We start from the raw sequence: 19,147 nt of genomic DNA on the forward strand, positions 1-19,147 counted from the left end.
CGTGACGACCTTCCAGTACCGCGCGCTTGCCGCCAATGGCGCCGCCGTCTCGGGCCAGATCGAGGCGTCGGGCCGTGCCGACGCCATCGCCACCTTGCGCAAGTCCGGCATGCGCCCGATCGAAGTCGCCGAACCCACATCCACAACCACCGCGCGCCGGGGCAAGACACCCGCCCGCTTCGTCACCAATGTCTTTGCCGAACTCGGTGTGCTGCTGCAGGCGGGTCTCCCGCTCGACCGCGCGCTGGCCATCGCGGTCGACAACGTCACCCATCCCCCGCTGCGCGCGCGCCTTGCCGATGTGCTGGCCGCGGTGCGCGAGGGCAAGCCCCTCTCCGCCGCGCTCGCCACCCACCCCGATCTCTTCCCCGGCCTCGCCCCGGCAATGACCGAAGCGGGCGAGGCCAACGGCAAGCTCGGCGAGGCGCTCGCCCGGCTTGCTGGCATGCTGGAGCAAGCCGACGAACAGCGCCGCCAGATCACCTCCGCGATGACCTATCCGCTCATCCTCTGCGTGATCGCCATCGGCGTGATCCTGCTCATGCTCCTGTTCGTCGTCCCCCAGTTCGAGGCGCTGTTCGCCTCCGCCCCGCCCGGCAAGCTCCCCGCCGCCTCGCTCGCGGTGATGGGCGCCAGCCGGTTCGTGCGCGAACATGGCCTGTTGATCCTCGCCGCGCTTGTAGCCGTTGTCCTCGCAGCTCGCGCCGCGCTCGCCCGACAAGGCGGCAAAGTCTGGCTCGACCGCACCATGCTCAAAGTCCCGCAGATCGGCGCACTTGTCCGCAATATCGAGACGGTGCGCTTCGCCCGCAGCCTCGGTGCGCTGATCGATGGCGGCGTGCCGCTGCCCAGCGCGCTGGCGCTTGCCCGCCGCACGGTCGCCAACCGCCACATCAATGCGGGCCTTGGCGAAGTGACCGACATAGTCCGGCAAGGCGGCGGCCTGGCTGCGCCGCTGGCCGAACGTCAGGTGCTCCCCGCCATGGCACTCAGCTTCATCCGCACTGGCGAGGAAACCTCGCAGCTCGGCCCGATGCTCGCGCGGCTGGGCACGGTGCTCGACCGCGAGGTGAAGATGCAACTGGAGCGCGTGATCGCCATCGCGACGCCGGTTGTCGTCGTCTCGCTCGGTGCGCTGGTCGCGGCGATTGTCGCCTCGATTCTCTCAGCCATTCTCGGCTTCAACGATCTGGCGGTGGCCCAATGAAAATCCGGAAAAGTCTCCCCGTCCGCAACGGCTTCACCCTGCTCGAACTGCTGGTGGTGCTGGCCATTCTCGGCCTGCTCGCGGCCATCGTCGGGCCGCAAGTGATCAAGTATCTCGGCAGCTCGCGCAGCGAGACGGCGGCGGTGCAGGTCAAGAACGTCGATGCCGCGCTCAAGCTGCTGCGGCTCGATGCCGGGCGCTATCCCAGCGCGCAGGAGGGGCTGCAGGCGCTCGTCACCCAGCCGCCGGGCATGGCCGACTGGCGCGGGCCTTACCTGCCCAATGCGGCGGCGCTGACCGACCCCTGGGGCAATCCCTATCGCTATGCCGTTCCCGGCAAGCACGGCGAAGTCGACGTCTACACGCTGGGTTCCGACAATGCCGAAGGCGGCAGCGGCGAGGCCAAGGATCACGGCAACTGGTAAGCCATGCACCGCGCCGCTCCCTCCCTTCCCCCACTTGTCGAGCGCGGCTTCACGCTGCTCGAGATGCTCGTGGTGCTGGCGATCACCGGATTGATCGCGGGGCTGCTCTATCCCCGGATCGAGACGGCGCGCGGGGCCATGCAACAGCGCCTGCTTCGCGAACAGGTCGCGGCGGGCCTGGCGGCGGCCCGTTCTGCCGCCATGCGCAGCGGGGTTCCGGTGGCACTGAGCACAGACGCCTCGGGGCTGGTGATCGCCGGTACGCGCCGGATCGCCGTTTCGACCACTCAGCCGCTGTCGCTGAAGCCCCGGTCGATCCAGTTCTACCCCGATGGCAGCTCGACCGGCGGGCAGCTCACGCTCGGCACCGGCCGCGCGCAGACCACCTTCGACATCCCGCGTGTCGGCGCCGGAAAGGGGGTCTAGGCGATGCAACCAGGTCCCACAGAGCGCGGTTTCCTGCTCGTCGAAGCGCTGGTGGCGCTGGCCATCGCGGCGCTGATGGCGGCGCTGGTATACGACACGGTCTGGCAGATGGGGCGCACCGCTACCGTCGCCGCCGATCAGCGGCAGGCGCTCCTGCTGGCGCGCTCGGTGCTGGCGGCAGCAAGCGTGCCGGGCCCCGGCTCACCGATCCCGGCGCGCGGCACCGATGGCCGCCTCGCCTGGGCGATCACCAGCGAAGCCTATACGGAGGCGGCGGCGGATGGCCTCGCGCTGCGGACGGTGCGCGTCGAAGTCAGCGATGCCGCCTCTGGCCGCACCCTCGCCCGGCTCACCTCGCTGAAAGCCCGGCAATGAGCGCCGCTGCCCTCCCCCGCCGCGCCCGGCACGACGCCGGCTTCACGCTCGCCGAAATGCTGGTCGCGCTCGCGCTGTTCGGCATGATCTCGGCCCTGATCGCAGGCGTTGTGAACCTGATCGCCCGGCTCGACGGCTCCGCACAGCGGCAGTCCACAGCACTCGAACAGGTCGTTTCCGTGCAGACCGTGCTGCGCGCGCGGCTCGAACAGATGCGCACGCAAGTCGATCCGCGCGGGCTGGGCGATACGATCGCATTGGTCGGCTACCCCGAAGAGCTGACCTTCACCGCACCCGGTTTCGCTGCGGATGGCGCGCACCAGTTGCAGGCGCTGCGCTTGCGCCGAACTCCGCGTGGCGAACTTGTTCTGTATACTATGCCGCTGCTGGCGGGCCGCGATCTCGGTGCCTCGTCGGTGGATGGGTGGAATGCAGCCCCGCTGCTGGACGGCGTCGAGCGGCTCGACATCGCCTACTACGGCACCGACCGGATCACCGGACGCGACGCGTGGCAGAGCCGCTGGCAGGCCCGCGCGCAGCCGCCCAAGCTGGTGCGCATCCGCCTCGCCTTCGCCAAGGGCGATGCGCGCCCATGGCCGGTGCTGATGGTGCGGCCGCTCAGCGGGGTGCGCCTCGGCTGTCAGGGCGGCCGGAAGACTTTCGACTGCGCAGAGACGCCATGAACCTCTCCGAACTGCTCAATTCGGACATGACGACGCTGGCGCGGCTTGCGCGCGGCGGTTTCGACTGGTGGCTGCACGAACTGGCGGAGCTGCTCCCGGCGGGCGTGGTCAGGAGCAGTGGCCTCACCGCATGGCACCGCTACGAGCAGGGCGCCGTGATCGCGGCCAGCCGCAAGGGCGTCGATACGCTGGTGATCCCGCCCGAACTGTGCCTCGTGCGCACGCTCACCCTGCCGCGCCTGCCGCAAGCCGATCTCGCGGCGCTGATCGCGCTCGATGCCGACAGGATCATGCCCGTCCCAGCGGAGAGCGTGGTAATCGGCATCCGCACGCTGGGGCCTGCCGACACAGCCGGCAGCGGGGCTGACATGGTGCGCGTGCAAGTCGGCGCACTTGCGATCATCCGCGCGCGCGAGATTGCCGAGGCCGCACAGGCGGCAGGCGTCGTCCCCGCGCACATCGGTCCGCTCGATGCAGCGGGCGAGCGGACCGATTTCGATCTGGCACCGGCGATGCGCGAGGCTGGCCTGCTGCCCCCGCGTCCCGCTGTCGCACGGTTCTGGTGGGCTGTGGTGGCCGTGCTGCTGCTTGCCAATATCGGCACGGCAGTGCTGCGCGATCAGCAGCAGGTGGACCGCCTGCAGGCGCTTGTCGATTCACAGGCCCCCGCACTCATGGCCGTCCGGCGCATCGAGGACCGGGTGATCGGCAACGGGCGGATCGTGCAGGCGCTCAATGCCAAGCGCACCGCAGGTCAGCCGCTGCGGCTGATGGCCAAGGTCGGCACCGTGCTGCCGGACAAGGCCTGGATCCAGCGCTTCGAATGGGATGGCAAGGCCGTGCATCTGGCAGGCTATGCGGCGCCGGGGGTCAATGTCGTCGCCGCGCTCAAGGCCTCGGGCCTCTTCGCCAGCGTGCGCGCCAATCGCGCCGAGGCTGAAGCGCAGAGCGAGACCGGGCGCCCCTTCGATATCGTGCTCACCCCGCGCGGGAGGGACGGCGAATGAGGTCGCTTTCGCCCCGCGAGCGCAAGCTTGTCGCCGTGCTGATCCTCGTGCTGGCAGTCTCGCTGGTGCTGGCCGTGGTGATCGGCCCGCTTGTAGCTGGCTTTACCGAGCGCGCCGCGCGGCGGGACGCGCTGGTGCAGACGTTCCATGCGAACGAGAAGCGCATCGGTTCGCTGAGCGCCCTGCAGGCCGAGGCCGAGCGGCAGGTGGGCGAAATGCGCGCGCTGTTCATGGCGGCCCCCGATGCCGACGAGGCGGGCGAGGCCTTGCGCGATCGGATCGAGGCGGCGGCCCTCGCGGCGGGCGGCGACGTGAAGACCTCCGAAGCCCCCCCCGCCGATGAAGGCTGGGCGCGCGCCGCGCTCGAGGTGCGGCTCAGTCACACCCAGCTCGCGGGCCTGCTCGCCCGCCTCAATAGGATGAAACCCACACTCGCGGTCGATGGCCTGACCGTCGTCGCCGAAGACGCCCTGACCAATCCCAAATCGGATCTGCTCGATGTCAGACTTGAAGCAACGGCTCCTTTCGTACCGGCCCGATAAGGCGAACGGTGCGCTGCTGCCCGCCGGGCTCGCGCTGGTCCTGCTGGCGGGCGCGGCACTGCAGCTTGGCCTGCCACAGGGCGAAGCGGTGCCGCCCGCGCTCGGCGTCTGGCGCGCGCCGGACCGCCGCCTGCCAGCGATAGCCGATGTCGCCGCGCCGGACCTTGCGGGCCGCGTCTCGCTGTTCTCGCCGCTGCGGGTCCTTGGCGCGCAGGTGGATACTTCCGTCAGCCTGGTACCGCAGGACCGGGTCGGCCCGCTCGACGGCACCTATGTTCTGGGCAGCGCGCAAATCGGTCGCGTGCAGGCGCTGCTGCTGCGCGATGAGAACGGCCGCGTGCTGCGCATGGCGGCGGGCACAAGCTATCGCGGCTGGCGCCTGCTCCGGATCGAGGCGGACGGCGCCCGCTTCCTCAAGAACGGCACATCCCGGCGCATCGCCTTCGGCGCCAGTGAACCGGCCTCCAGCGAGAGCGAGACGATCAGTGAATAAGCCCAAGACGATCCCCGTGGCCGCTCTCTCGGCCCTCGCGCTGGCCAGCGTTGCCGGCTGCGCGCCCAAGGCAGTGCAGCCGGTCGAACGCGCCCTGCCCCCCGCCCCGCCCGCACCCGTCGTCCGCCCGGAAGGCGTGACGACCGCGCTCGTCGGCGGCACCCAGCCCGCGCCCGGGCTTCCCGCCGCCGAGAGCACCCGCAGCGGGCCGAAGGGCAACATCGAGTTCACCATCCCCAGCGCCGACGTGCGCACACTCGCCCAGATCGTGCTGCGTGACACGCTGCGCATTCCCTATACCGTCAGCGTCGAGGGCGATGTCGATGTGGGCCTGACGACCGCCGGCCCGGTCAGCCGCCAGCAGCTGCTCGATCTGTTCGAGGCCTCGCTCCGCAAAGCGAACCTCGCGATGGTCTGGGAAGGCACCGGCTACCGCATCCAGACGGTCGACGCGGCCAAAGCGCGCGGCACCGAATTCCTCGCCGACCGCGGCTTCGGCAGCGAGACGGTGCGGCTGCAATACGCCAATGCCGACGAGCTGCGGCGCCTGCTCGATACCGTCGTGCCTGGCGCGGTGCAGTCGCTGGACACCACCCAGAACGCGCTTGTGATCGCCGGCACCGAAGCCCAGCGCAAGGCGGTGCACAAGGTGATCGACCAGTTCGACGTCAACTGGCTGCGCGCGATGTCCTTTGCGCTCTACGTCCCCCAGCACCTCGACAGCCGCCTGATCGTGCCCGAGCTCGACAAGCTGATCAACGCGCCCGACGCGCCGACGCGGGGGCTGGTGCGGCTGATCGGGATGGACAAGATCAACGGCGTCATCGCGATCAGCGCGCAGAAGCAGTACCTTGAGGATGTGCGCCGCTGGGTCGAAGTGCTCGACCGCGAAGGCACCAGCAACGAGGCGCGGCTCTACATCTACCGGGTCCAGAACAGCCGGGCGCGCGATCTGGTCAAGACGATCAACACCACCTTCGGCATCGGCGGCGGCACCGCCTCGTCTGACAACTCCGATCCCTTCGCCCCCGAGCCGCGCAGCAGCGGCACGTCGGAGCAGCCAGGACCGGGCCGCCAGCCCCCGCTTCCGCCGCCGCCCCCGCCGCCGACCGCAAGCGCGGCGGACACCGGCAGCTCCGGCCTCAAGGTGCGCATCTCGGCGGACGAGCTCAACAACGCCGTCGTCGTGTTCGGCTCGGCACATGACTACGCGATCCTCGAGGACGCGCTGCGCAAGCTCGATGTGCCGCCGGTGCAGGTGATGATCGAGGCGGCGATCACCGAAGTCGGGCTCAACGACGCGCTGCGCTACGGGGTGCAGTGGAACTTCCAGACCGGCCAATCGAACTTCGCGCTGGGCGAAGGCAGCACGTCATCGCCGACGCGGGTGTTTCCGGGCTTCTCCTATTTCTACTCCAACAGCAACGACATCAGCGCGACGCTCAACGCGCTCGAGCAGCGCACGACCGTCAAGGTCGTCTCGGCGCCCAAGCTGATGGTGCTCAACAACCAGACCGCCGCGCTGCAGGTGGGCGACCAGGTGCCGGTGCTGGCGCAGCAGGTGACACCGCTGGGCGGCGGGGCGAGCACGGGCAACCTGCTTTCCGCCAACACCGTCGAGTACCGGGATACCGGCGTGATCCTCAAGATCACCCCCCGCGTCAACGCCAGCGGGGGGGTGCTGCTCGACGTCAGCCAGGAAGTGAGCGACGTGCAGACGACCCGGACCGGCGTCGCCAATTCGCCCACCATCACCACCCGCCGCGTCGCCACCACCGTCTCGGTGCAGGACGGGCAGGTCATCGCGCTGGGCGGGTTGTTCCGCGACAGCAAGAGCTTCGGCAAGAACGGCCTGCCGATCCTCAGCCGGGTGCCGGTGCTGGGCGGGCTGCTGTTCGGCAACAACGACAACACGCAGAAGCGCACCGAGCTGATCATCCTGATCAAGCCGCACGTGCTGCGCACCCCCGACGACCTCACCGCGATCACCGAGGAGCTGCGCGCCAAGATCCAGACGGTCGAGCCGTTCAGGACCAAGGGCAAGATCCCGTGACACGCCGCCCGCCGCCCCGCCACGAACGTGGCTACGCGATGCTGGCCGTCGTCGCCGGGATCGGCGTGATGGCGGCGCTCGCGGCAGGGGCGGCGGCGGCGACTTCGGCGCGGCTCGATACGCTGGAGGCCGAGACCACCAGCGCCCGCCTCACCGCCGCGGCGGACGCGGGCATCCAGATCGCGCTCGCCAACCTGACCCGGCCCGGGATCGGCGCGCGGTGGGCGATCGACGGGCGGACCTACACCGCAAGCTTGGGCGGCGTGCCCATCGCCATCCGGATCGAGGACGAGGCGGGCAAGATCATGATCAACCGCATCGACGGCGAGAACGTCGGCTGGCTCGCCACCGCGCTCGGCCTGCCGCAGCGGCAGGTGGACGAGCTGCGCGACAGCTTCGACGACTGGATCGACCAGGACGACGAGCCGCGCCGCGACGGGGCCGAGTCCCGCTACTACCGCCGCCGGGGCTACGCCGCGCGCAACGGCCCGCCGCTCAGCATCGAGGAACTGGGCGACATCCGCGGCTTCACCCCCGCGCTGGTCGAGCGGATCGGGCGCATCGCCACGGTGGAAGTGAACGGCGGCCCGTTCGACAAGCGATATGCCGACCCGCTGGCGATCCAGGTGATGAACGACGGCGACGGCAATGCGGTCGACGTGATCGAACGGCAGCGCGAGATCGCCGGACAGCGGCCCGCGCTCGCGATCAAGGACCCGGCGGACTGGGCCGGCCGCGTGGTGACCGTGATCGCCGTGGCGCGCGGACCCGGCGGCGCGCAGGCGCAGCGGCGGGTGGTGGTGCAGATCACAGGACGCGCACGCCAACCCTATGTGCTGCGCTGGGGGGCGTGAAGGCGGGGTTGAAGTTGACGGGGTTGACGGGGTTCAGGGGGAACGGGCGGGACTTGGTTTCGATGGGAGGGGCGGCGCTGGTTACCCCTCCACCATCCGCTTCGCGGACGGTCCCCCTCCCCATTTGTGCTTCGCAAAAATGGGGAGGATTGGAAGGGTCTTTGGCCATTTGTGCTTCGCAAGAATGGAGAGGATCTGAAGGGTCTTCGGCCATTTGTGCTTCACGAAAACGGGGAGGATCTGAAGGCAGCTCCCCCGCGAAGATGGCTTCCAGCGTGGCGAGGCGGGCGGTGTGGTCGGCGTCCCAGGCCTGCGCAGCGGCGGTTTCGGCGGTGAGCTGGGCCTTGGCGAGTGCGGCGTCGAGGAGGTCTTCGCTGTCGGTCTGGTCGAGATCGATGCCGGCGACGGCTTCGGGCGTGAGGTCGGCGACATCGCCGGGGAAATCGTGGAGCACCTCCTCGCGCGCGGCGCGCAGGGCTTCGGCGCGGGTGGGGTGGGCCGGAGTCCACTGCGGGGGCATATCGAATTCGTCGATCGGCGGCTCGAACACCGGATCGCAGCCACGCGCCTCGGCCTCGGCCAGCTCGGCGAGGTAATCGTCGAAGCGCGCGGCGATGCCCGGCGCGGGGTCCTGCGCGGTCTCGGCGCGCTCGGCATGTCGGTCGAGCCGGGCGAGATGGGCGAGCAGCAGGCGCGGATCGTGGCGCACCCGGCTGCCGACCGCCTCGCCCCGGTAGAAGATCGTCTCGCGCACACCGTGGAGCGCACGCTCGGCCAGCATTTCCTCCGCCGCATCGCGCGCGAGCAGCAGCGCCGCCGCCCAGCCATGCGCAAAGGCGGCATCGCGCCGCTTGTGGACATAGGCCGACTGCGGCGAGACCCCGACCACCTCGCAAGCGCGGCGGACATTGCCGCTGGTGGCCAGGATATGCAGAAACCGCACCCGCCGCGCGAGAGTGAAGGGCTGGGACATGAATAGCCCCTCCCGCTTGCGGGAGGGGTTGGGGTGGGCGCGGTCAAACGCAGCGCCCGCATTCCGCCCACCCCCGACCCCTCCCGCAGGCGGGAAGGGAGAGGTGCCGTAAGCCTCGTCATCGTAGACATATTCGGTCAGCCCGTCCGCGCTCAGGACCGGGCCGCGCCCCGCCCGGCGGTGCGCGAAGGGATCCTGATCATCGGGGAGGCCGATATCCCGCTCCATGGGGATCCACCCGCGGCCAAAGGTGCTGGTGCTGTGCTGGTTCATGCCGTGCGACTCCCTGTGGAACATAGAGGGAACGCGGGTATGGCATGGGTCGGGGTTTGTAGGAAAATGGATTGCAGTTCAATGCAAACGGCGTAAATTCTGCTTGACCATCTAATAGGTGTAATATGACTTTTGGTGAGACAGTCGCAGTGACGGGCCTTAAGGCGGCGGCCGACGGTGCGAAGGGCCCAATTTCAAAGATGACCAAGGCGGCATATAACAAGTTAGTCGTGTCATTTATTGACTGCTTTCGTGACAATCTTGCCCATGCTGAAGGTCAGTGTCAAAAAATTAAGAATATCTTATATCGGAATGAACCAGTAGATCTATTAGACAAATATGTTAATGTAAAGTTTAAGACGAACGTCGGTGTAGAAACTGATGCAGCAGTGTCAAAGCGTCTGCACAATAATCAAAAGACATTAATTTCTGGATTTGCTGGTTACGGCAAGACCATGTTTGTCAAATGGGCGACACTCAATCATATTAAAACCATTCAGCATCATAGAAAATATCCAATATTTATCAAGTTAAGATATCTAAAAGGTGAATACTTTGAGAAGCCTCTCGAGCATGTTCTTTATGAATTTATGTCATCCACGCCAAATAAATCGACCTACGATCAATTTCTGCTGGGGTTACATCAAGGATGTTTTTGCATAATTTTAGATGCTGTAGACGAGGTCAATCCACAATACAGAAAAAAATGCATTGAAGGTATTCGAAAATTTGTCGTCGACTTTCCAGAATGCTCAATGTTAATATCCACACGTCCAGATGATGAGCTTGAAAGCATTAGCCAGTTATTGGTTTTTAAAACTATTCCGATGGACAAAGATCAGATAGTCCAGGTTATTAAAAAACTTGACTATGATCTTGGCGTTAAAGAAAAACTGATAGCTAAAATTGAAGATGGATTGTTTGAAGAGCGAGAGGATTTCCTTGGCAGCCCGCTTCTTGCAACAATCATGCTGCTTACGTTTGACAACACAGCAGATATACCTGAAAAACCAAGTCATTTTTTACAAGGAGGCTTTTGAAGCCCTGTATTACAGGCACGATTCTCACAAAGGAGCTTTCAAAAGAGGCCTTCATGCCGGCTTACCTATTGATAAATTTGAGAGAGTTTTTAGCCATTTTTGTTTTACAACCCTTAGAGACTCGAAAATTGAATTCTCGTATGAAGAAATTTTGAAGTACTTTCGAATTTCCGTCGAATTTTGTGAGGAGAATATTGATCCAGAATTAGTACTCTTGGACGCTTTTGTATCAACATCAATTCTTCGCAAGGATGGAAACATCTATGATTTTGTGCATCGAAGCTTTCAGGAGTACTTTGCTGCCAGATTCAGTATCAATTTTAGAGGCCCAAACATTTTCGAGCTCATCGACAATATTGGAGGGTTATTGAGAGACAGAAACGTAAATGAGCTCATTTTCGAAATGAATCCTGATTTGATTGAAAATGTATGGATCGTCAGGAAATGCACCCAATGGCTTGAATCCGTCGGAAGATCACGCCCAGATACAAAGCGTGGCTTGAGCATCTATTTTAAGAATACATTTGGATCATTGGGCTATGGGCCGGACGGTAAAATTCGAAACTATGGGATGCTCCCCCGCTCGAAGGGAGCTTCTTGGATGGGTACGATCGACAATTTTTATGAGAATCGCCCACTTGCTCGGCGTGTATTTCAGGCAAAGCTAGCCACATTTGACCAACTACAGTCATCTCTACCAGAAAAAGTAAGATTAGGCAGCTTTGATGCCTTCAGAGCGGAATGCGAATTAGCCGCCTCTCAAGATTTCGATGCTCGCGACCGATGCCCTGATGTATACCCAAAAGACGCCGATTGGCTAATTTACTCTGGTTTGCCGCAGGTTTTCCTTGATATCAAAAACGATGTTACTTCTATAAAAGCTACTATCGAAGCTCGTGTTGAAAAACTTAGACGAATAACAGCTCGATAGCCATTTATATTTGGGAATTACAGAAATTATAATTCTCGATAGGACTTTATTAAATCTCCAAACTCCGCAGGCCACATCATTCGCGCCGGTCTGGATTGTTTTGCTTCGCTCCGCTCGCAATGACAAGACAGTGGGCGTGTGTGGGGATGCAAGGGCTGTGGCCCTTGCCCGTCCTTCGACAAGCTCAGGATGAGCGAGCGGGCCACCTCCCCCTTTGTCCCTGCGGCAGGAATGGAGAGGGACGTGGGGGTGTGCTGGCGCCTTGGGGTTATTCGGTGCCGTAGCCGGGATCGCCGTATTGTTTGGTGGGGGGGGATGAATAGGAGCGGTCGGCGCTGTCGGCGCTGTCGTCGTCGTTCGGTGCTTCGCCCCAGCCGGAGCCGGGGCCGGTGAGCGGGCGGGAGCTGCGGGCTGGTTCGCTGGTGAAGGTGCCCCAGCCAGAGGCGGATTCGGCGGAGGCGGCGGCGACCTGATCGATGCATTCGCGGCTGAGCTTCATGTGCACATCGCGGGTGTAGTCTGCGCCGAAGTGGGTCCACTTGTACCAGCGGGCCTTGCCGATCAGGCAGTTGCAGAGCGGGATGCTCTCGCTGCGGGAGAGGCCGGCGGCTTCGACCTTGCCGAAGCACATGGCGCGGAATTCGGTGAGCTTGCTGGGCGGGCTGGCGCGCCAGGCGGAGTAGCCGGCGTTGAGGCTGCCCATGGCGATGGCAGGAACGAGCAGGTACCACAGGCGCATGAAGATCCCCCTTTGCCGCGCGCGGGGGGAGGATAGGCGGATTTGCTTAAGCGGGGGTTACCCCTCCGACCCGCCTTCCTTCGACAAGCTCAGGATGAGCGAGCGGGCCACCTCCCCATTTGCCCCTTCGACAGGCTCAGGGGAAAATGGGGAGGAATGGCGGTCACTTCCAGGTGAAGCGGTAGCCGTAGGAGAGGCCGAGGGTGAACTGATCGCGGCGGCCGCGCTCGCGGATGAGGGTGCTGTCGGCGGCGGCATCGCCGAGGCGGTCGTACCCGGCGAGGAGAGTGACGGCGCCGTGCTGGCCGCGCTTGCCCAGCGGGCGGGTGAACGTGCCGCCGACGCCGGCGGAGACGAGGCCGCCGTCGGTGCGGTAGGCGGGGAGGCCGGCGCGGGCGGCTTGCTCGGGGCTCACACCGAAGTAGACCTGGGTGTAGCGCGCGCTGGCGAAGGTGCTGCGCAGGGCGAGCGAATAGCGAAATGGCCCGGCGCGGTCGGCGAAGCGGATCGAGGGTTCGGCGACGACGCCCTCGTGCCCGCCGGTGCCGCGGCGGACTTCGGCGCGCAGGGCTAGGCGGCGGGTCGGGCTATACTGCGCGAAGCCGCCGAATTCGACCGCGAGGGGGATGTTGCCGAAGCCGCGCAGCGCGTCGCTGCCGCCGGTGATGAGGAAGGGCGAGCCGCCGGTGCTCTCGCGCCGGCCGAAGCGGAGGCGGGCGATGGGGCCGATCTTCCAGCCGTCGCGGTTGATGGCGTTCCAGCCGAAGCCTTCCTGCACCGAGGCGAAGGCGACATCCTTGTAGGTGACGCGGATGTCCGGGAAGACCGAGAGCGCATAATCGCGCGAGCCCTGCCAGGCGGGAGCAAGGATGGGGGCGACGCCGACGGTGAGGCTCCACGTGGGGGTGGGCGGCGGGCCCATGGGGCGCTGGGGCGGGAGGCTTGCGGGGGCGGTCTGGGCGAAGGCCGGGGCGGCGAGGAGGGTTAGCGCGGCGGCGAGGGCTGCGCGGAGGGCGGTGTTCATGGGGCCGGATCCTGACGGTTGCGTCTTGCGGAGCGGGGTTGCGACTGCAGGGCGCTTAGCAGGAGGGTGGCGGGGGTGCGTTGCTGCGGGGTGACGTATTGTTGCTTGGGGGGCAGGAAGAACCCCTCCGTCAGCCCTGCGGGCTGCCACCTCCCCATTTGTCCCCTTCGACAAGCTCAGGGGAAAAATGGGGAGGGATGACGATCAGCGGGTGAGGAGCGGCTTCAGGTAGTGGCCGGTGAAGCTGCGGGGGTTCTTGGCGACCTGTTCGGGGGTGCCTTCCGCCACGAGTTCGCCGCCGCGCACCCCGCCTTCGGGGCCGAGATCGAGCAGCCAGTCGGCCGTCTTGATCACGTCGAGGTTGTGTTCGATGACGACGACGCTGTTGCCCTGATCGACGAGGCGGTGGAGCACTTCGAGGAGCTTGCGCACGTCTTCGAAGTGGAGGCCGGTGGTGGGCTCGTCGAGGATGTAGAGCGTCTGCCCGGTGCTGCGGCGGGCGAGCTCCTTGGCGAGCTTGACGCGCTGCGCCTCACCCCCGGAGAGGGTGGTGGCCTGCTGGCCGACCTTGACGTAGCCGAGGCCGACTTCGTTCAGCATGTGCATGCGGTCGCGGATCGGGGGGACGGCCTTGAAGAACTCCTCGGCGTCCTCGATCGTCATGTCGAGCACATCGGCGATGGAGTGGCCCTTGAACTTCACCTCGAGCGTTTCGCGGTTGTAGCGGCGGCCTTCGCATTCCTCGCAGGTGACGTAGACATCGGGCAGGAAGTGCATCTCGATCTTGATGAGGCCGTCGCCCTGGCACTTCTCGCAGCGGCCGCCCTTGACGTTGAAGCTGAAGCGGCCGGGCTTGTAGCCGCGGGCGGCGCTTTCGGGGAGGCCGGCGAACCAATCGCGGATGAGGGTGAAGGCGCCGGTGTAGGTGGCGGGGTTGGAGCGCGGGGTGCGGCCGATGGGGGACTGGTCGATCTCGATCACCTTGTCGCAGTGTTCGAGACCGGTGACCTTGTCATGCGCGCCGGCGATCACGCGGGCGCCATTCAAGGTGCGCGCGGCGACGGCGTGGAGCGTGTCGATGGTGAAGGAGCTTTTGCCCGAGCCGGAGACGCCGGTGATGCAGGTGAAGGTGCCCAGCGGGATGGAGGCGGTGACATCGCGCAGGTTGTTGGCGCGGGCACCTTCGACGGTGATCTTGAGGCCATTGCCCTTGCGGCGCTTGGCCGGCACTTCGATGCGGCGCGCGCCGGTGAGGTATTGGCCGGTGAGGCTGTTCGCGTTGCCGAGGATCTCCGCAAGGTTGCCCTGGGCCACGATCTCGCCGCCGTGGACGCCGGCGCCGGGGCCGAGATCGACGATATGGTCGGCGGTGCGGATCGCGTCTTCATCGTGCTCGACGACGATGACGGTGTTGCCGAGATCGCGGAGGCGCTTGAGCGTTTCGAGGAGGCGGTCGTTGTCGCGCTGGTGGAGGCCGATGGAGGGCTCGTCGAGCACGTAGAGCACGCCGGAGAGGCCGGAGCCGATCTGGCTGGCGAGGCGGATGCGCTGGGACTCGCCGCCCGAAAGCGTACCTGAAGTCCGGTCGAGGTTCAGATAATCGAGGCCGACGTTGTTCAGGAATCCAAGGCGCTCGTTGATTTCCTTGAGGATGGCGCGGGCGATCTGGCTCTGCTGCGGGGTGAGCTGCGCGTCCAGATTGGCAAACCATTCAACCGCGGCGGCAACCGAGAGGCGGGTGACGCTGGAAATGTCTGCCATCGCGACCTTGACGCTCAGCGCCTCGGGCTTGAGGCGGGCGCCCTGGCAGGTTTCGCAGGGCTGCGCGGTCTGGAACTTGCCGAGCTCTTCGCGCATCCACGCGCTTTCGGTTTGCAGCATGCGGCGGTTCAAGTTGCCGATGACGCCTTCGAAGGCTTTCTGGACGGTGTAGGACTTCTTGCCATCAATGAAGGTGAGCGGGACGGCCTTGCCGGCGGTGCCATAGAGGATGACGACCTTGACCTCACCCGGGAGCTTTTCCCACGGCGTTTCAAGGCTGAAGCCGAAATGGCCGGCGAGGCTGGCGAGCACCTGCATGTAATAGGGCGACGGCGGGTTGGACTTGGCCCAGGGCACGACCGCGCCCTGCTTGAGGCTGAGCGCCTCGTTGGGGACGACGAGTTGCGGATCGAACAGCAGCTTCTCGCCGAGACCGTCGCAGGCCGGACAGGCGCCTTGGGGGGCGTTGAACGAGAAGAGGCGCGGTTCGATGCTCTCGATGGTGAAGCCGCTGACGGGGCAGGCGAACTTTTCGCTGAAGACGATGCGGTTGGCGGGGAGGCCGGTCTTCTTCATGCCCTTGGCGCTGCGTGAGCGTCCTTCGACAGGCTCAGGACGAGCGGATGTGGGGTTATCCCGTTCATCCGGAGCAGCACCCTCGCCCGCTCGTCCTGAGCCTGTGGAAGGACCACTCACGGCCTCCACGGTGGTGTCGGCCAGATCGAGGTAGACGGTGCCGTCCGCCAGCTTGAGGGCCTGTTCGAAGCTGTCTGCCAGGCGGGTGCGGAAGCCTTCGTCGCTCTGCTTGACTGCGATGCGGTCGACCACGACTTCGATGTCGTGCTTGAGCTTCTTGTCGAGCGCGGGGGCGTCCTCGATGGCCATGAGATCGCCGTTGATGCGCACGCGGGTGTAGCCGGCGCGCTGCCATTCGGCGAGTTCCTTGCGGTATTCGCCCTTGCGGCCGCGCACGACCGGGGCGAGCAGATAGGCGCGCGTGCCCTCCGGCAGGGCAAGCACGCGGTCGACCATCTGGGTGACCGTCTGCGCCGCGATGGGCAGGCCCGTGGCGGGCGAATAGGGAATGCCGACGCGCGCCCAGAGCAGGCGCATGTAGTCGTAGATCTCGGTGACGGTGGCGACCGTGGAGCGCGGGTTGCGGCTGGTGGTCTTCTGCTCGATCGAGATCGCGGGAGAGAGCCCGTCGATATGTTCGACATCGGGCTTCTGCATCATCTCGAGAAACTGGCGCGCATAGGCCGAGAGGCTCTCGACATAGCGGCGCTGGCCTTCGGCATAGATCGTATCGAACGCGAGGCTCGACTTGCCCGAGCCCGAGAGGCCGGTGATGACGATCAGGCTGTCACGCGGAAGATCGACATCGATCCCCTTGAGATTGTGCTCACGCGCGCCGCGAATGGAGATGGTGCTGAGGGACATGGGGGCGGTTTGTTCCAGATTTGTTCGATTCCGGCAAGAGGCGCGCGGAGGTTTTGCGACACGTGGGTGGCGGGGCGGAGAAGCGCAAGGTGGCGGGAGGGGAAGAAAGAACCCCTCCGACCCGCCTTCCTTCGACAAGCTCAGGATGAGCGGGCGGGCCACCTCCCCATTTGCCCCTTCGACAAGCTCAGGGGAAAATGGGGAGGGTCTTGCTTCAGAGGGAGAGGGCGCGGGCGGTTGCGGGGCCGGTCCATTGGGCGCGGACGCGCCAGACGTGTTCGATCACTTCTTCGGAGAGAGCGACTTGCGGCGGACCGTCGGCGGCGAGGCGGCCATTGTCGAGGACAATGACGCGGTCGGCGTGGTTCATCGCGTGGGCGAGGCTGTGGACGACGAGGACGACTCCCCTGCCCTGATCGGCGAGCTGACGGAAATGGCGGAGCAGGGCGGCGGCGTGGGCGAGATCGAGGCTGGCGAGGGGTTCGTCGGCGAGGATCCACTGCGGCTGCCCGGCGAGGACGCGGGCGAGGAGGACGCGGGCGCGTTCGCCGCCGGAGAGGGTGTGGATGCCGCGGCTTGCGAGGTGGGCGAGGTCGAGGGCTGCGAGCGCGGCGGTGGCGGCGGCTTCGTCTTCGCTGCGAGAGGTGCGGTGGGGCAGGCGGCCGAGGCGGACGAGCGCTTCGGCGGAGAGGTTCCAGGCGGGCTGCGCGTGCTGCGAGAGGTAGCCGATCTCCTGTGCCCGGCGGCGTGGGGGGAGATCGGCGAGCGCGGTTTCGCCAAGCTTGACGGGTGCGGGTTCGAGACCGGCGAGTGCGCGCAGGAGGGTGGTCTTGCCCGCGCCGTTGGGGCCGCAGATGGCGGTGAGTTCGCCGGGGCGGAGGGTGACGGAAACGTCGGTCAGGCGGCCGGGGACAGTGAGGCTGTGGGCTGAGAGGTTCATGCCAGCTCGCTCCGCAGCTGGAGGAGCAGCGCCAAGAAGAAGGGTGCGCCGATGAGGCTGAGCGCGATGCCGATGCGCAGCTCTCCGCCCGCGAGGGGAAGCAGGCGGCAGAGACAATCGGCGAGGAGCAGCAGCAGCGCGCCGCCGAGGGCGCTGGGGAGGATCAGGCTGGAGGGGCGCTGGTCGGTGCAAGGGCGCAGCAAGTGCGGGACGACGAGGCCGACGAAGCCGATGATCCCGGCGGCGGCGACCCCTGCCCCGACGACAAGACCGGTGCCGAGGACCATCAGCGAGAGCAGGCGGACGGGGTCCACGCCGAGCGAGCGGGCGGTCTCCTCGCCCAAGGTGAGCGCATCGAGCGCGGGGGCGGCGCGGGCGAGGAGAGTGAGGCCAAGCGCGGTGGGGGGCGCGGCGAGCGCCACATCATGCCAGCTGCGGCTCTCGAGACTGCCCATCAGCCAGGTGACGATCTCGCTGAGCGCGAAGGGATTGGGCGCGAGGCTGATGACGAGGCTGGTGAGCGCGCCAGACAGGCTTGCGAGCATGAGGCCGGCGAGCGCGAACAGGGTGGTGCTGTTGGGGCCGGAGGCATTGCCCGCGATCAGCGCGAGTGCGGCCATGGCGAGCGCGGCGCCTAGCAAGGCAGCGACGGGGAGCAGTACGCCGAGGCCGAGCGCGAGGCTGAGCACGGCGCCGAACGCGGCGGTGGGGGCGACGCCGAACAGGCCGGGGTCTGCCAGCGGATTGCGCAAGTAGCCCTGCATCGCGGCCCCTGCCCCGCCGAGGCCGGCGCCGATGACCAGAGCCAGCGCGGCGCGGGGGGCGCGCAGTTCGGCGAGGATGGTGATCGCATTTGGCGCCTGGGGCGCGAAGGGGTTTAGCCAGACCTGCCCGGCGAGGAGCGACAGGGGGATGGCGATGGCCAGCGCGGCCAGCAGCAGGGCGATGGGGCGGGTCATTGCGGCTGGCGGGGCGTTTGCCGCGGCCCACCCCCAGCCCCTCCCGCAAGCGGGAGGGGGGAAGATAGGGAAACACTGGCCGCAAGCGGGAGGGGAGATGAAAGGGCGACTTGGCTCCCCTCCCGCTTGCGGGAGGGGTCGGGGGTGGGCTGGAGGGAGCGGCGCACTTCGGCGAGGCGCGTGGCGGCGGGGATGATGGTGGGGCCGGCGCAGTAGAGCAGGCGCGGATCAAGCGGGGCGCGGGTGGTGGCCTTGAGGTGGGCGAGCGCGGGATGCTTCAGCGCGCGGTCGGAGCCGGCGGCGAGGATGACGCGGGGCGGGTCGGCGAGGACGCGTTCGAGGGGGAGCTGGTCGGCCTGGCCGAGGCCGCGCGCGGCGGCGAAATTGGTGAAGCCGGTGCGGCGGAGGAGCTCGGCGATGAGGGTGCTGTCGCCGGGGACGATGCCGCCGGGCTCCCAGACGAGCGCGGGGATCCGGGCGGGATCGGCTGGGGCGGCGGCGGCGAGCGCGGCGTCGATGCGCCCGATCAGCGCTTCGCCTTTGGCGGGGTTTCCGGCGAGCGCGGCCAATGCACGGATCTGGGCGCGGCTTTCCTCGACGGTGCCGGCGATGCCAAGGGTTTCGAGGCGGAGGCCGAGGCGCTGGTAAGCCGCGGCGGTGGCGGGAGGAACGAAGGTGCCGTCGACCACGACGTCGGGATGGAGGGCGAGCACTTCCTCGAGCGTGCCGCGGGTCTTAGGGTATTGTGCTGCCTTGGCCGCGTCCATCGAGGCGGCGCGCGGGTCGGCGCTGTAGTGCGAGAGGGCGAGGAGCTGGCCGGGCCGGGTGACTTCGGCGAGGATGGCGTCGGCGCAGGGGTTCAGGCTGACGATGGTGGGGAGGTAGTGGGTGGTGTCGCGCCTGGCCTCGCTTTTGGGCTGGGGGGAGCAGGCGGTGAGGATGGTGAGCGCGGCGAGCGTTGCGAGGCCCACCCCCGACCCCTCCCGCAAGCGGGAGGGGAGC

The 19,147-nt window shown here is 66.5% G+C and carries 19 protein-coding genes; 12 read left to right on the forward strand and 7 right to left on the reverse strand.

The window, feature by feature from the left end; genetic code table 11:
* Nucleotide 1: 1 nt before the first annotated feature.
* From NDB2M1_RS02795 to NDB2M1_RS02840, 10 genes are read left to right on the forward strand one after another with little or no spacing between them, the layout of a single operon-like run.
* Nucleotides 2–1,207 (forward strand): type II secretion system F family protein, encoded by a 1,206-nt coding sequence (locus NDB2M1_RS02795; RefSeq protein ID WP_072379320.1) that lies wholly within the window; start codon nt 2–4, stop codon nt 1,205–1,207.
* Nucleotides 1,204–1,632, forward strand: coding sequence for a type II secretion system major pseudopilin GspG (gene gspG / locus NDB2M1_RS02800; protein ID WP_072379322.1), 429 nt, complete (start codon nt 1,204–1,206; stop codon nt 1,630–1,632). Before NDB2M1_RS02795 ends, gspG begins: the two co-directional genes overlap by 4 nt.
* Nucleotides 1,633–1,635: 3 nt before the next feature.
* A complete protein-coding gene (locus NDB2M1_RS02805) occupies nt 1,636–2,058 on the forward strand; it encodes a type II secretion system protein (protein WP_072379324.1) in 423 nt (140 codons plus the stop codon).
* 3 nt (nt 2,059–2,061) lie between these two features.
* Nucleotides 2,062–2,433, forward strand: a complete 372-nt coding sequence (locus NDB2M1_RS02810; RefSeq protein ID WP_072379326.1) for a prepilin-type N-terminal cleavage/methylation domain-containing protein — start codon at nt 2,062–2,064, stop codon at nt 2,431–2,433.
* Entirely contained in the window at nt 2,430–3,116 is a 687-nt protein-coding gene (locus NDB2M1_RS02815; RefSeq protein ID WP_072379328.1) for a PulJ/GspJ family protein, read from the forward strand. Before NDB2M1_RS02810 ends, NDB2M1_RS02815 begins: the two co-directional genes overlap by 4 nt.
* A complete protein-coding gene (locus NDB2M1_RS02820) occupies nt 3,113–4,123 on the forward strand; it encodes a PilN domain-containing protein (protein WP_072379330.1) in 1,011 nt (336 codons plus the stop codon). Before NDB2M1_RS02815 ends, NDB2M1_RS02820 begins: the two co-directional genes overlap by 4 nt.
* Nucleotides 4,120–4,665, forward strand: coding sequence for a type II secretion system protein GspM (gene gspM / locus NDB2M1_RS02825; RefSeq protein ID WP_072379332.1), 546 nt, complete (start codon nt 4,120–4,122; stop codon nt 4,663–4,665). The genes NDB2M1_RS02820 and gspM overlap by 4 nt, the downstream gene beginning before the upstream one ends.
* Nucleotides 4,631–5,158, forward strand: a complete 528-nt coding sequence (locus NDB2M1_RS22535) for a hypothetical protein (protein WP_072379334.1) — start codon at nt 4,631–4,633, stop codon at nt 5,156–5,158. The genes gspM and NDB2M1_RS22535 overlap by 35 nt, the downstream gene beginning before the upstream one ends.
* Nucleotides 5,151–7,211 (forward strand): type II secretion system secretin GspD, encoded by a 2,061-nt coding sequence (gene gspD, locus NDB2M1_RS02835; protein ID WP_171955304.1) that lies wholly within the window; start codon nt 5,151–5,153, stop codon nt 7,209–7,211. Before NDB2M1_RS22535 ends, gspD begins: the two co-directional genes overlap by 8 nt.
* Complete coding sequence (locus NDB2M1_RS02840) at nt 7,208–8,065, forward strand: type II secretion system minor pseudopilin (protein WP_072379339.1); 858 nt, start codon at nt 7,208–7,210, stop codon at nt 8,063–8,065. The genes gspD and NDB2M1_RS02840 overlap by 4 nt, the downstream gene beginning before the upstream one ends.
* Here NDB2M1_RS02840 and NDB2M1_RS02845 read toward each other — a convergent pair.
* Nucleotides 8,019–9,311 carry a hypothetical protein gene (locus NDB2M1_RS02845; protein WP_143146595.1) on the reverse strand — a complete coding sequence of 431 codons (1,293 nt, stop codon included), beginning with the start codon at nt 9,309–9,311 and terminating at the stop codon, nt 8,019–8,021. The two genes, NDB2M1_RS02840 and NDB2M1_RS02845, sit on opposite strands and share 47 nt — an antisense overlap.
* Nucleotides 9,312–9,436: 125 nt before the next feature.
* Here NDB2M1_RS02845 and NDB2M1_RS02850 point away from each other — a divergent pair, with 125 nt between their 5' ends.
* Together NDB2M1_RS02850 and NDB2M1_RS21925 are read left to right on the forward strand one after the other, a co-directional pair.
* The gene (locus NDB2M1_RS02850) at nt 9,437–10,351 is read left to right on the forward strand and encodes an NACHT domain-containing protein (protein ID WP_072379343.1); all 915 of its coding nucleotides are present in this window, start codon (nt 9,437–9,439) and stop codon (nt 10,349–10,351) included.
* Nucleotides 10,254–11,282 (forward strand): NACHT domain-containing protein, encoded by a 1,029-nt coding sequence (locus NDB2M1_RS21925; protein WP_143146596.1) that lies wholly within the window; start codon nt 10,254–10,256, stop codon nt 11,280–11,282. Before NDB2M1_RS02850 ends, NDB2M1_RS21925 begins: the two co-directional genes overlap by 98 nt.
* A gap of 268 nt (nt 11,283–11,550) precedes the next feature.
* On the opposite strand, the gene NDB2M1_RS02855 is transcribed toward NDB2M1_RS21925, so the two are convergent.
* The 6 genes from NDB2M1_RS02855 to NDB2M1_RS02880 all read right to left on the reverse strand — a co-directional run bounded on the left by NDB2M1_RS02855 (nt 11,551) and on the right by NDB2M1_RS02880 (nt 19,116).
* The gene (locus NDB2M1_RS02855) at nt 11,551–12,021 is read right to left on the reverse strand and encodes a hypothetical protein (protein WP_072379345.1); all 471 of its coding nucleotides are present in this window, start codon (nt 12,019–12,021) and stop codon (nt 11,551–11,553) included.
* 163 nt (nt 12,022–12,184) lie between these two features.
* Nucleotides 12,185–13,045, reverse strand: coding sequence for a MipA/OmpV family protein (locus NDB2M1_RS02860; protein WP_072379347.1), 861 nt, complete (start codon nt 13,043–13,045; stop codon nt 12,185–12,187).
* A gap of 204 nt (nt 13,046–13,249) precedes the next feature.
* Nucleotides 13,250–16,246 (reverse strand): excinuclease ABC subunit UvrA, encoded by a 2,997-nt coding sequence (uvrA, locus tag NDB2M1_RS02865; RefSeq protein WP_072379349.1) that lies wholly within the window; start codon nt 16,244–16,246, stop codon nt 13,250–13,252.
* A gap of 214 nt (nt 16,247–16,460) precedes the next feature.
* Nucleotides 16,461–17,186: an ABC transporter ATP-binding protein gene (locus NDB2M1_RS02870; RefSeq protein ID WP_072379351.1), complete on the reverse strand. Its 726-nt coding sequence runs from the start codon at nt 17,184–17,186 to the stop codon at nt 16,461–16,463.
* A complete protein-coding gene (locus tag NDB2M1_RS02875) occupies nt 17,183–18,145 on the reverse strand; it encodes a FecCD family ABC transporter permease (protein ID WP_072379353.1) in 963 nt (320 codons plus the stop codon). Before NDB2M1_RS02875 ends, NDB2M1_RS02870 begins: the two co-directional genes overlap by 4 nt.
* On the reverse strand, nt 18,142–19,116 hold the full coding sequence (locus NDB2M1_RS02880; RefSeq protein WP_072379355.1) for an ABC transporter substrate-binding protein: 975 nt from the start codon (nt 19,114–19,116) through the stop codon (nt 18,142–18,144). The genes NDB2M1_RS02875 and NDB2M1_RS02880 overlap by 4 nt, the downstream gene beginning before the upstream one ends.
* Nucleotides 19,117–19,147 lie beyond the last annotated feature (31 nt).

Source organism: Novosphingobium sp. NDB2Meth1 (assembly GCF_900117425.1).
Taxonomy (GTDB): Bacteria; Pseudomonadota; Alphaproteobacteria; order Sphingomonadales; family Sphingomonadaceae; genus Novosphingobium.